We start from the raw sequence: 13,448 nt of genomic DNA on the forward strand, positions 1-13,448 counted from the left end.
ATGAGCCAAGACCGCATCCTGATCGCTGGCGGGGGGATTGGCGGTCTTGCTGTAGCGCTGGGCCTGGCGCAGCGTGGTCGGCGGGTTCTGGTTCTGGAGAAAGCCGCGCGGTTTGGAGAGATCGGGGCCGGAATTCAGCTGGGCCCCAATGCGTTTCATGCTTTTGACTATCTGGGTGTGGGTGACGCCGCACGGGCGATGGCAGTTTACATCGACAATCTGCGTTTGATGGATGCCCTGAGCGGGGAAGAGATCACGCGCATCCCGCTGGGCGATGAATTTCGCGCGCACATGGGCAACCCATATGCCGTTGTGCATCGGGGCGAAATGCACGGGGTTTTTCTGAGCGCCTGTGAGGCGAATCCGCTGATCGAATTGCGAACCGAAGCGGCGGTTCAGAGCTATGAACAGGAAGACGGCAGTGTTCATGCGGTGCTCGGCGACGGTACGCGCGTTGACGGCGCAGTGCTGATCGGGGCGGATGGGCTGTGGTCAAAAGTCCGCAAGCAGATGCTGGACGATGGGCCACCTCGGGTGTCGGGGCATACCACCTATCGTTCAGTCATTCCGGTGGAGCAGATGCCCGAGGCGCTGCGCTGGAATGCGGCGACGTTGTGGGCCGGGCCCAAGTGCCATGTGGTGCATTATCCGCTGTCGGGCGGGCAAAATTTCAACCTCGTGGTGACCTATCACAACCACGCGCCCGAGCCAGTGGCAGGCAAGCCCGTTCCGGTCGAAGAGGTGCGGCGCGGGTTCGAGCATGTGCATCCCTTGGCGCAACAGGTGATCGAACAGGGGCAGGATTGGAAACTGTGGGTTTTGTGTGACCGCGATCCGGTGATGAATTGGGTCGAGGGGCGCGTGGCATTGCTGGGCGATGCGGCCCATCCGATGCTGCAATATTTTGCCCAAGGCGCCTGTATGGCGATGGAAGATGCGGTTTGCTTGTCGGACATGGTGGCCAGCCATGATGATCTGGAACAGGCTTTGTGCGCCTATCAGCAGAAACGGCGCTTGCGTACTGCGCGCGTTCAGTTGCAGTCTCGAGAGATCGGAGAGCACATTTATCATCCCGCGGGGGCTCATGCGGAATTGAGAAACGCCATCATGCGGGCAAAGACGCCGCAAGATTGGTACGCGGAGATCGAATGGCTCTATGGCGGCACCGGGTTGGAGAGCGCGGCGTCGTGACCAAAGACTGTAGCAATATATTGCATTGATGATCCAGATTTGCATTATATTGCTCCAAAGAGGGATCAAAGGGAGGAAAACATGACTTATCGCAGAACCCTGATGGGTTTGATCGGCGGCGCGGCGGTGGCGGCCATGGCCACCGGATTCGGCGCAACTTCGGCGTTGGCACAAGAGGTTACGCTGAAACTGCACCAGTTCCTGCCAGCACAGGCCAACGTGCCAAAGCTGGTGCTGGACGTCTGGGCCGACAATGTCGAAAAGGATTCGGGTGGCCGGATCAAGGTCGAGCGTTATCCGTCGATGCAGCTGGGTGGCAAGCCGCCAGAGCTGATGGACCAGGCAATCGACGGTGTCGCCGACATCATTTGGACCGTTGTGGGGTACACTCCGGGCCGCTTCCCATCGACCGAAGTGTTCGAGCTGCCGTTCATGATGACCGATGCACGCGCGATGAGCCGGGCGTATTGGGAAATGTTCGAAAAGCACATGAAGGACACTGAGTTCAAGGATGTGCATATTCTGGGCACCTGGGTGCATGGTCCGGGCCTGATCCATACGGCTGATCCGGTGGAATCGCCTGACGATCTGCAAGGCATGAAGATCCGCGGCGGTTCGCGCTCGGTCAATTCGCTGCTGACCAAGCTGGGCGCGACCCCGGTTGGTATGCCGGTGCCTGCGGTACCCGAGGGGCTGAGCAAAGGTGTGATCGACGGAACAACCATTCCGTGGGAAGTGACTGCTGCGCTGAAGGTTCCGGAGCTGGTGGAAAACCACACCGAGTTCACTGGCAAGGCGCTGTATACGCTGACCTTCGTTTTGGCGATGAACAAGCCCAAGTATGAGAGCCTGCCTGATGACCTGAAGAAGGTGATCGACGATAACTCGGGCCTTGAGTTTTCGGTCTTTGCGGGTGGGACCATGGCGGATGCTGATGGTCCGTCGCGTGTGATCGCCGAGGATCTGGGCAACAACATCATCACGCTGGATGCCGACCAGACCGCCGAATGGCAGGCGCTGGCCATGCCGATCTATGACGAATGGATCGCGGACATGGAAAGCAAGGGCAAGGACGGCAAGGCGCTGATCGAAGAAGCGCAGATGCTGATCGAAAAGTACTCGCAGTAAGTACATCTGACCGTGGCGGTGCTGCCGCCACGGTCGCCATTTCAAGAAAGACGAACGACCGATGCACAAGCTGATGATGGGATTGGCCCGCACGCTGGCCATTGTCGGCGGGATTGTCCTGAGCGCGCTGATCCTGTTGACCTGTGCTTCTATCCTGGGCCGTTTGCTGAACGGCTTTTTCCACGGCGATTTCATGCAGGGACTGGCGCCCGGCTTTGCCGATTGGGCGATTGCGATTGGCATCGGCCCGGTGAACGGCGATTTCGAACTGGTCGAGGCAGGCGTTGCCTTTGCTATCTTCTGTTTTATGCCGCTGTGTCAGATCACGGCGGGCCATGCCTCGGTCGATATTCTGGCGAACAATTTTTCCAAGGCGGTGAACCGGTTCCTGCGGATGGTGATCGAGGTCGCCTTTGCGGGCGTGCTGGTGTTGATTGCGTGGAAGCTGGGCGATGGGATGCTGAGCAAGCGGCAATACGGCGAGACGACGTTCCTGCTGCAATTCCCGATCTGGTGGGCCTATGGCCTGAGCTTTGTGGCGTCGCTGGCGGCAGCGGTTGTTGGTATCTACATGGCGGGTGTTCGGATCTATGAATTCCTGACGGGTCGCATCGTGATCCACGATGGGATGGAGGCAAGCCATTGAGTTCGCTTGAGATTGGGATTGCATCCTTTCCTGCCCTGATGGTGCTGATTTTCCTGCGGGTGCCAATTGGGTTGGCGATGTTTCTGGTCGGGTTGGTGGGCCTGATCTGGGTCACCGACGGCACGCAGGTGGCGTTTGCGCGCCTGAAGAACGAGACCTACACGACCTTTTCCAGCTATTCGCTGACCATCGTGCCGATGTTCCTGCTGATGGGGCATTTCGCGACCCTGGGCGGCATGTCGAATGCGCTGTTCAAGGCCGCCGAGGGCTGGCTGGGTCACCGCAAGGGCGGTGTTGCGATGGCGTCTATCGGGGCCTGTGCAGGGTTCGGCGCGATTTGTGGCTCATCATTGGCGACGGCGGCAACGATGGGGCGCGTGGCCCTGCCCGAGCTGAAGCAATATGGCTATGCCGGTGGGTTCTCGACCGCGACCCTGGCGGCGGGGGGCACGCTTGGTATCCTGATCCCGCCATCGGTTGTTTTGGTGATCTATGCGATCCTGACCGAGCAGAACATTGCCAAACTGTTTCTTGCGGCATTCATCCCCGGCATCATGGCGGCGTTGGGTTATGTCATCGCGATCTCTGTCTATGTGCGGCTTTATCCCGAAAGTGCCGGCACCCGGCCTGCGGTGCCCTACTCCGAGCGGTTTGCGGCCCTTGTTCAAGTCTGGCCCGTGCTGCTGGTCTTTGGCCTTGTGGTGGGCGGTATCTATCTGGGGTGGTTCACCCCAACCGAGGGCGCGGCTGTGGGTGCGTTTGGCACGGCTGTGATTGCGTTCTTCAATGGTGGACTGACGCGCAGTTCGCTGGTCGAGAGTTTCACCGTCACCGCGCGCTCGACCGCGATGATCTTTTTCATCGTGCTGGGGGCCGGGTTCTACAATGGCTTTTTGGCGCTGACTCAGGTGCCACAAGAGCTGTCGAATTATGTGGTCAGCCAGGGCTTCAGCCCGTGGATGGTTCTGGCACTGATCCTGTGTTTCTATCTGGTCTTTGGCTGTCTGATGGACAGCCTTTCGATGATCCTGCTGACCATCCCGATCTTTTTCCCGGTGATCTCGGCGATGGACTTCGATCTGGTCAATCTCGCCGCTTTGCAGGCCGATGCCGCGCGCGAGGTGCTGGCGGCAGGTGTGCCCGAGGGGATGGGCGCGGAAACGCTCGCCTCGATCAAAGACGCGATTGCCAACGGCACCGAGCTGACCCGCGCCGAGATGAAGGAGCTGGGCATTCGGGTGACCAAGGGCATGGCCAACCGGATGGAGGCCGAGCATGTGGCGATCTGGTTCGGCATTCTGGTGCTGATTGTCGTCGAGGTCGGGTTGATCACGCCGCCGGTGGGGATGAACCTGTTCATCATCAACGCGATGGATCGCAAGACACCGATGGTCGAGACTTATAAGGCGGTGATGTTCTTTGTCGGCTCAGACATTATCCGGGTAATCATTCTGGTCGCGTTCCCGTCGATCACCCTGTTCTTGCTGGCGCTATGAGGCGCCGCCTTGGTTCGCAAGACAAGGTCAGTTGAAGGTCACGTGAACTGAGGGGTTGCCCGGCAATCCGTCATAGGTGGCGCGCGCACCGCCCTTGCCTTTTGCAGGGGGGAACAGGGGGCCGAACGACCCGACCGAGATCATGTCACCGGGTGCAAACGTGATCCCCTTGGACATGAGCCACAGGGCGGAATTGGCCGGGTGACCCAGAACGGCCTGACCGGGAACTTGGGACAGGATTTCCCCGTCCGCGGCAGCGAGAGTCACTTGCATCTGAGCCAGCCTGTCCGTCATCGCATCCGCGTCTTCTACCGGGATGGGGTTGCCCAAAACGCCCAGTTTGGGTGCGACACCAATGGCAGTCAGGGTTACGCCAGTGATTGGTTCGCCTTTTGCCAGGGTCAGGTCTGGCAGCTCGATAAAGGGGCGGATGGCTGAGACATGCGCCAAAACCTCGGCTGGTGTCGTTGCCTGGTTGATGGCGGCATCGGCGACCACCAGAATCAGATCCGCTTCGAACACTGGGCGCGCGCCCCAGGTTGCGGGCACTTCGGCCCCGTCCGGCAGCATCATGTTCTGGTAGAGCACGCCCTGAACCGGTTCACTTACCCCGAACCTGTCTTGCGCTGGCTTGCTGGTCAGACCGGCTTTGTAGCCGATGACCGGCCCCATATGAGCCGTCATCGCGTGAACGAGTTTGGCCTGGGTACACAGCGCATCCGCCATCGTGCCATCCTTGGACAAGGCTGCCGTCGGAGTGTTGGAGATGTAATCCGCGACAAAACCCGCGATCTGATCATCGCTGGCGCATTCGGCCCAAGCCGCGCCTGTGTTCAGGGACAGAGCAATCAAGAGGGGCAAGCCAGGTTTCACGTCACAGTCTCCTTCTGGGTCAATCTATTCGAATGTCCGCCCGGTCAGACAGGCCGGCGCTGTCAATCACCACCAGCTGCGAAAACCCTTGTCCCGGATTGGTGATTTCGAACTCGCGTCTCTGCATGCCATGGATCATGGGGACACCATTGGCCAACACGACAAAGGGGGCCTGACCGCCGCGCAGCTTGATGGTCAGCGCCTCGCCTTGCGTGTCCAGACGCGCACCGTGGGGCGGGAAGATCAGGCTTGGCCTGTTGCCGCTGGTGGTGTTGGAGCGCGCCTCGAACCTTTGTAGTGGTTGCGGCAGCTTGGCTGCGCCCAAAATCAGCGTGGCGGCGGGGGGCGGGGGCATTGGATCAAAAGCTGATTTCAAGCGACCGAATGCCTGAAACAGAACCGGTGCTGCCAGATCGCCGCCAAAGACGCCGGGAACAGGGGTGCCATCCGCGCGCCCCATCCAGACGCCAATCACATGGCGCCCATCATAACCGATCGCCCAGGCGTCTCGGTGGCCGTAGGATGTACCGGTTTTGTAGGCCAGCACGCCAGCCGGCGCCCCGCGCGGGGGCGCCAGGCCGGCCAGAATATCGCTGACGTGCCAGGCAGCAACGGGTGACAGAACCCGACCTGTTTCGGTCGGAGTAATCAGCAAATCGTCGCGCAGGTCGACGCCTTGTCCGCCGCGTGCCAGGCTGGCGTAAAGCTGCACCAGATCCTGCAGGCTCATCCCGATGCCGCCCAAAGAGATGGCCAGCCCCGGTTTGCCTGTTGGCAGTTTCGGACGGGTGCCCACCCGGTGCAACGCAGACATCAGGCGCGACGGACCAAGGGCGTTTGTCAGCTTGACCACAGGTATATTGAGCGACATCTGCAAAGCGTCCCGAACCCGCACATCACCGCGAAACTGTCCGTCAAAGTTGCGCGGCGCATAGCGACCGAACTGCACTGGCCCGTCGTGAATGAGGGTTTCGGGGTGGGCGAGCCCCTGATCAAAGGCCAGCCCATACACCAGCGGTTTGAGCGTGGATCCGGGCGAGCGGATCGCTTGAGTCATGTCAATGAACCCCTGCCGGTCGGCTGCGTATTCGGGGGAGCCGACCGAGGCGATGATCTCTCCGGTCTTGGCGTCCGCCACGACCAGTGCAGCCGACATGGCGCGCCCGGCCTCGCGCGCGGCTTGTGCGATCAAGAGTTCCAACCGGGCCTGAGCGTCGGCCTCGAGGGTCAGGTCATGTAGCAAACGGTCCGGGTATTGGGCGCGTTTGCGATCTGCCAGATGCGGCGCCAGCGCGGGAAACGGCCGCAGTGTGGCGGGCACCCGTTCCGTCAGCGCGGCTTGCGCCTCTGCTTGAGGCAGGATGCCTTGAGCCTCCATACGCGCCAAAACGCGGTTTCTGGCGGCCCGTGCGGCGTCTGCGCGGCGGTCCGGACGCCGGGTTTCGGGGGATTGCGGCAAGGCCACCAACAGCGCGGCCTGCGCGGCGGTCAGGCGGCGTGGCTCTTTTCCGAACCATGCAAGCGATGCCGCTCGGACGCCTTCGAGGTTGCCGCCAAAGGGCGCATGAGTCAGGTACAGCTCCAGGATCTGCTCTTTGCTCAGCCGCCGTTCCAGGGCCAGCGCCACACGCATCTGGCGCAGTTTGCCGGACCAGCGCCCCGTGGTCCCGTCTTCGAGCAGGCGTGCCACCTGCATTGTGAGCGTCGATCCCCCAGACACTGGGCGACCGTTCCAGATCGCTTGCCCGACTGCCCGCATGATGGCCAGAGCATCGACGCCCGCATGGGTGTCGAACCGTTTGTCTTCGTACCGTTTCAACAGGGTGAGGTAGGTGGCGTCCACAGGCCCCGGTGTCAGCCGCCAGATGCCATCACCGACCTGATAGGCGCGCAACAGACGCCCGTTCCGATCCCGCACTTCGACCGACGTGTCCGACAGGAAGGCTGGCAAGTCCGTGCGGTCGATCCAGGTATCAAAACCGTCCCGCGCCAAAGCGCTCAGAAACAGCCCAAACGCCAGAGTAAAGCAGATGATCGCACCCCTAAGCCTCATCAACCCACCCGTGCCAGCCGTCCGGATAGCCGGTGACAAAGCCACTCGCATCCACGTCCAGAAGGGCCGAAAAGCTTGGCGAGTTGTATTGCACTTGCCCGCCGGGTGCACGTTCATAGATCTGGTCCAGCCGCGCGACCTCATCCAGATCCGGCTTGAGCCAGGCGGCCTGCACCGTTACCTGTTCGCCCGGAACCCCGCCAAGGCGACGGATCGGCAACAGGTTGGTTGCGGGGGTGAAGCTCAGATCCAGATCGGTGCACTCACCGGTGCCCGGTTGCAGCACGTCGTTGAGCAGCCAGCCCTCGGCTGAGCGCACCAGACGCAGGTTGATCTGGCGTCCCTCAACCTCTCCGGCGACATCAGCAGACAGGCTCTGCCAGTCGGGACCGCAGCGCACATCATAGCTCAGGCGCGAGCCAACTCCGTCGACCCGCCACACCGCGTAGCCCATCAAAATCCACCCCTGATCCACGCCCGACAGGGTGCAACGGTCGGTGCCTTCGCCAACCGTGCGCTGCCAATGTGCCGTGGCCAGGGGTTGGGTCATGGCGTGACCTCAACCCGCCCCGTCTGTGTCCGGGCCCGGTAGCGGGGGCGGTACATGTCTTCGACCACCGCCGCTGGCTGATGGAACTCGCCGGGTGTCACGGCGCGCGCCACATAGGCCACCGTCACCTGCTCGCTGTTGTCCATGTCGACAGCCGCCAGGAACCGGTCCGAGCGGAATTCGGCATGTGTCGCTTCGGACAGGTCCAGCCAATCAAGCGAGCGTACATCGCCTGATTGCAGCAGGCTGGGATTGTCGATCTCGATCCCGGCGGGCAGGGGATCGTCAATCATCAGCCGCGCGCCCGAGGGTTCGAACGGATCAACTGTCAGAACCGTGACAAAACGTTCGCCCACGGCAAAACTGCGACGCTCCAGCGGTGCGCCCTCCATCGAGTAATACTGCCGCGTGATGCCATAGCCCGTGCCACCCGCAGGAGGTGCAATTTCAGGTACACCAAGGGTGGTTAGTGTCACCTCGGTCGTTTGGCCATCGGCGGCGGTGATGTTGTAGCTGTCACTGCCCGCGCCTTGCAGCACTTGCACAAACGGCCCCGATACCGGCGCGCCGTTGACCATCAGTCCGGCGTGTTCGGGCGATTTGATCAGCGCCTGCGCGGCCAGCAGGGTCCACGCGGCCTCTTGCGTGGACAGGCGGTCACTGGTCTGGCTGACCTGGCTGATCAAAGCGGCATTCTGTGCCGTCACGCTGCCTGCCTCGGCTGCAAGCGCCAGCAGGCCTGCCGCATCGCGTTGCGTGGTGCCGTAGTCCGCGCGCCAATAGGCGTTGTCCCCGAACCCGTGCTCTTCGAACAGGCCAGCAGAGCGCGCGAACAAGGCATCGGCCCGCGTCTGATCACCGTACATCGCCAAAGCCGCCCCAAGCTGCGCGACTGCCAACGGGGTGGCAAAAGCCTCGGCCTTTACATCCGCATAATAGCGCAGATCGCCCATCGACGCCGCCCCCTCGCGCGCCAACACCATCAGGGCATAGGCCACATCCTCGCCCCCGAAATCGAAATCGGGGGCATAGTTGATGCGGTTGCGCAGGTTGTCCATCGCTTGCGCAAAGGCGCGGTCGGGGATCACAAACCCCTCGGCCCGCGCGCGGCTCAGGAAATCCGAGACATAGGCGTCGAGCCAGAAATCTCCGCTTTCGGCACGCCACAGGCCAAAGGCCCCGTTCGACGCCTGCCGTGTCAGCACGCGCGAAATCGCCGCGTCGATCTGGGCCGAAATCTTCGCTCCACTGCCGAGGCCCGTGGCCTGTGCCACCGACGACATGTACAGCAAAGGCATGGTCTGCGACGTGATCTGTTCGGTACAGCCATAGGGGTAGCGGTCCAGCGTGCTCAACAGCCCCGGTGCATCGAAGTTGGCCAAGGGGCCAGCCGACAGGATGGCGCGCGCCGATCCTTGGCGCAGACCGGCAAAGACATCGTCAGAGAACAAGAAACTGTCGCCACCGGCCAGCGAAAACCGGCGGGTCTGTGCCACCACAGGATCATTGGCGCGCACCGGCATCCGCAGGGATTGCGTCAGCGTCACGCCATCGGGGGTGGTCAGGGCAAGTTCGATGGTTGGATCGCCCACGCCACCGGCACGGATCGGGATGGCAAAGGATGCCTTCTCGCCGCTTTCCAGTGCAAAAGCAGCGGGAACGTCACCCATCTGCACGCCGTTCGAAGCGGTGATACGCAGCTGCATCTCTCCGGTTGCGCCATCGGCATGCACGGCCTCGAGCAGCATGCGGCTGCTGTCCCCTGGCGCCAGGAAGCGCGGCAGACTGGCCGTCAGGACCACCGGGTCGCGCACCAGCATGTCATGCTCGGCCTGGCCCACCGCTCGATCAGACCAAGCCACAGCCATCAGGCGAACCGTGCCGTTGAAGGCAGGCAGCGGTACTTCGACCTCGGCTTTGCCATCAGACCCGAGTTTCACCGTACCGCTGAACACGGCCATCAGGTCCTGCGTGGGTGGCGGCGATTGCATCCGCATGCCGTTGTCCGCGTCCCCGCCCGAACGCACCTGGCCCATAGCCCCGTTCATGCCGTCGATCAGACGGCCGTAGACGTCACGCAATTCCACACCCAAACGCCGCTGGCCAAAGTAGTGGCCTTGGGGATCGGGGCTTTCAAACCCGGTCAGGTTCAGGATACCCACGTCAATCGCGGCGAGCGTCAGATAGACGTCGTCCCCTTCAGTCGCACCTGCGACCGTGACACCAACCTTTTGCGTCTGACGGGGCCGTACAACTTCGGGCGTGTCGATAGAGACCGCCAGCTTGCGGCCCTCAGGTTCGACCATTGCATGCACCAACCCAAGCGCACGGGCTGGGTTCTGGCCTGCGTTCACGTCCATCGGGCGGATTACGGTGGCAGTGACATAGGCGCCGCTGCCCCACTCCTCGGTCACGGTCAGGGGGATGCGCGTGTCGCCTGCGGAGACCTCGACCAACTCGCGGTGGATCACCTCGTTCGACATCACCTGGATCAAGGCAGTCCCGCCCATGCGGGGCACGATCCGCAGTTGCGCGGTGTCGCCGATGGCGTAGCTGTCCTTGTCCAGCGACAGTTCCAACCGGTCGGGTGTGACCGAGGAATCCCCACCCTGATACCATCCAGCATAGAAATCGAATGCAGCTGCGGTGTAGGTGCCATCAAGACGTTCAACGACCAGCTCGTACTCGCCCCAATCCACGGGCTGCGACACCGTCAGAGGGTCGCTGCCCAAATCAGCCTCACCCGTCGCAATGCGGGTGCGGCGGGTGGTCGGCTCCCAGTTCCAGTTGCCGTACAGCTGATACCACTGGTAGCGTGTCTCGACCCGGTTCAAGGTCCAGCGCACGCGCATCGGTTGTGGTGTCAGATCCGGTGTCAGACCGACGATCTGAAACGCGGCTTCGGACCCTTCGGCCACGACATCCTCGAACAACGGTTTGATGCCGATCACATCCGTGGGTGGGTTGACCTGCGCGCTCAGGCGACGTTCCACCGGGCGGGCCGAGCCATCGGCAAGCCGGGTGATCACGGTTGCCTCCAGCGGGCGACCGGCGGCGTCGATCTGGGGGATGTCCACAGACAGCTGCGCCTTGCCTTGGTCATCCGTGCGTTCGCCGCCGAAATAGCTGCTTTGCGCGGTGACCGAGCTGTCATAGCGGCCAAAGCGATAGCCGGGATAGGCCGCAAGCTCTTGCGTGGTGCGGATCACAACCTGCCCGTCGGTGGTCAGATCGGACCCCGGTGCGCCAAACAAATAGCGCGCGTCAATGCTGAGCGGCACGCTGTCACCGGGACGCAGGGGCGCGTTTGGCAGGCTTTGGTCAAAGTCGATGCGTTCGGGCAGGAAATCCTCGACCAGCACGGTCTGGCTGGCCAGAACTGCGCCTTTGGGGTCGCTCTTGATATCCAGTCGCCAGGACCCACGCGGCACGCTGGCGTCCACCGGCAGAGCAAAGACATGGCCGCCCGCAACGCCCCCGTTGGACACGCGGCGCAGGTATTCCACCCCGTCCGGTCGGCTGAGGATCGCGGTCATCGGCACACCGTCGATGGCCTGTGCGACGGTGTCGCGGGCCAAAACGGTGGCATTGATCACTTCGCCCGCGCGGTATGCACCGCGATCGGTGGTCAGGAAGACATCGACCGGGCCGGGCGCGGGCCGCCCCTCGACCCCGCGATCAGACAGATCAAACGCTGGATCGGTAAGCGACAGGAAGCCGATGTCGCTGTCGCCTTGGCGGGCAAAGACCATCGCGGGTGCAGCAGCCCCGCTCCCCCGTGTCAGGCCCGCGTCAAAGCGCACAGTGCCATTCGCGTCAGTTGCAGCCTTTGCCAGAACCGCATTGGCTTTCGAGATCATCGTGACCTCGACCCCCGCGCGCGGCTTGGCATCGCCCAGACCCAGGACCGAAACATGCAAACCGTCGGTGCCAGACACCGTGCGCAGGCCCAGATCAGACAGGACAAACCACTGGGTCGCGCCTGGATCGTCATAAGGATCGGCCCCCGGAACACGCGCTGTCAGCGCATAAATGCCAGCGGGTTGTCCGGCAATGGCCTCGGCCAAAGGCAGGCGGGCCGTCATGTCGCGATTCAGCTCGCTGGTCACATCCGCTGTGCCCGTCCAGACCTCTTGCGCGATCTCGGACGCGAATTGCTGGTCCTGCCATTGACTGAGCGGACGGCCAAAGAACCCGTCCTGCACCGCGCGCAGCAGGTTGCGGTCACTGACCCGGCGCAGGCGCAGGTCGATCTGGGTCAGGTTCACGGTTTCAATCGGCAGCGCGGCTTCGGCTGTTTTGGGCAGCACATAAGACCGCCCCGGGAACCGGACCGAGGGCGACCGATCGCGCACATAATGGGTCAGTGTCACGTCGCGATGCAGCGTTTCTCCGGATGCGGCGGGCAGCCCTTTGCGCAGGGTAAACCGGTACCGCTCGCCATGTTCGACACCGTCGACGCACAGCTGCTGATCATCGGCCTGTACTGACAGGGTCGTGGTCTGCAATTGCACAAAGGGGTCGTAGTCTACGCTGGCTTTTTCGAGCGGTTCGGAAAACTGAACGCAGATCCGCGGGGCGGCGGCGTCGCTTTCAACGGTGCTGTCGACCACGCGGAACCCATATTTCGCGATCGCACTTTCCAAGGCCGCCAGAATGTCCTCACGCGGTTGGATTTCAGAGGCGACCCGCAGGACGGACACCATGTCGCGCCCCCTACCGGAGCGCTCCAATGCCTGTGACAAAAGCTCAAGCGCTGTCACTTGAGCACCGGCGGTGTCAGAGCGCAAATAACCGTTCAGCGCGGCGGAAATCGCCATCGCGCGCACCTCGGATCGGCGTCGCGCGTCCGGTTCGATTTGCAACAGACGGCGGGCGTATTCGCCCCACAGATCGGAACGGTCGGTCAGTGACAGCGCCACCCCGGTCCAGCCCAAAGCCCGAACCGGATCCGAAGTCGAGGCACGCATGGCCCCCAAAACCGCCTCGATATCGCGGCCGCCGGCGCGATGCCGCAAGCCCAGATCACGCGCCAGGGTCGCAGCCCGCGAAAAATCGCGCTCTTGCAGAACATCAAGCGCCTGCATACGCGCCGCCCCACGCTGTGTGGCTTCTGCGGGCGTCGCGATCTTTTGCGCCGAAATCGCGCCTTCGTAAGGGGTCTGATCGCTGACGCCACTTTTGGGGAAGCAGGAATTTGACCGCGTGTTGAACGTGAACGCTGCACATTGGCGGTTGGCGGAGCAGGCCCGCACGCAGGAATTCAGGTCCGTATCAAACAGCGCATCCAGATCGGCGCCGTAAAAATCCATGTCCTGGGTCACCACGTAGCGAAAATCAGGCACCGAGTTTTGCGCAACCGCCGCCCCGGCAAAGAAAAAAATCGAAAGAAATTGAGCAATTAGACTGATGACAAAGCGTGGCATGCTGCCCTCCCTGTTTGCGGCAGGGTCGCACGGGGGGCGGCGCTTTGGCAACGATTCCCATATTGAGACTTGCTTAAATACTTGT

The 13,448-nt window shown here is 62.3% G+C and carries 8 protein-coding genes; 4 read left to right on the forward strand and 4 right to left on the reverse strand.

Going from position 1 to position 13,448, the window contains the following annotated elements; all coding sequences use genetic code 11:
• The 4 genes from TRL7639_RS00435 (at position 1) to TRL7639_RS00450 (ending at position 4,461) form a co-directional block, all read left to right on the forward strand.
• Positions 1 to 1,191, forward strand: coding sequence for a 3-hydroxybenzoate 6-monooxygenase (locus TRL7639_RS00435; RefSeq protein WP_085793855.1), 1,191 nt, complete (start codon positions 1 to 3; stop codon positions 1,189 to 1,191).
• Between the two features lie 81 nt (positions 1,192 to 1,272).
• Positions 1,273 to 2,319 carry a TRAP transporter substrate-binding protein gene (locus TRL7639_RS00440; protein WP_085793856.1) on the forward strand — a complete coding sequence of 349 codons (1,047 nt, stop codon included), beginning with the start codon at positions 1,273 to 1,275 and terminating at the stop codon, positions 2,317 to 2,319.
• 61 nt (positions 2,320 to 2,380) lie between these two features.
• Positions 2,381 to 2,965: a TRAP transporter small permease gene (locus TRL7639_RS00445; protein ID WP_085793857.1), complete on the forward strand. Its 585-nt coding sequence runs from the start codon at positions 2,381 to 2,383 to the stop codon at positions 2,963 to 2,965.
• A complete protein-coding gene (locus TRL7639_RS00450; protein ID WP_085793858.1) occupies positions 2,962 to 4,461 on the forward strand; it encodes a TRAP transporter large permease in 1,500 nt (499 codons plus the stop codon). Before TRL7639_RS00445 ends, TRL7639_RS00450 begins: the two co-directional genes overlap by 4 nt.
• A gap of 27 nt (positions 4,462 to 4,488) precedes the next feature.
• Here TRL7639_RS00450 and TRL7639_RS00455 read toward each other — a convergent pair whose 3' ends face one another.
• Genes TRL7639_RS00455 through TRL7639_RS00470 form a run of 4 tightly spaced genes read right to left on the reverse strand, consistent with a single transcriptional unit; the run spans position 4,489 to position 13,363 of the window.
• Positions 4,489 to 5,334: a 2-keto-4-pentenoate hydratase gene (locus TRL7639_RS00455; RefSeq protein WP_085793859.1), complete on the reverse strand. Its 846-nt coding sequence runs from the start codon at positions 5,332 to 5,334 to the stop codon at positions 4,489 to 4,491.
• Positions 5,335 to 5,353: 19 nt separating this feature from the next.
• On the reverse strand, positions 5,354 to 7,387 hold the full coding sequence (gene pbpC / locus TRL7639_RS00460; protein ID WP_085793860.1) for a penicillin-binding protein 1C: 2,034 nt from the start codon (positions 7,385 to 7,387) through the stop codon (positions 5,354 to 5,356).
• A complete protein-coding gene (locus TRL7639_RS00465; protein ID WP_085793861.1) occupies positions 7,377 to 7,937 on the reverse strand; it encodes a putative glycolipid-binding domain-containing protein in 561 nt (186 codons plus the stop codon). Before TRL7639_RS00465 ends, pbpC begins: the two co-directional genes overlap by 11 nt.
• Positions 7,934 to 13,363, reverse strand: coding sequence for an alpha-2-macroglobulin family protein (locus TRL7639_RS00470; RefSeq protein ID WP_085793862.1), 5,430 nt, complete (start codon positions 13,361 to 13,363; stop codon positions 7,934 to 7,936). The genes TRL7639_RS00465 and TRL7639_RS00470 overlap by 4 nt, the downstream gene beginning before the upstream one ends.
• Positions 13,364 to 13,448: the final 85 nt, after the last annotated feature.

Origin of the sequence: Falsiruegeria litorea R37 (assembly GCF_900172225.1) — a bacterium.
GTDB lineage: Bacteria > Pseudomonadota > Alphaproteobacteria > Rhodobacterales > Rhodobacteraceae > Falsiruegeria > Falsiruegeria litorea.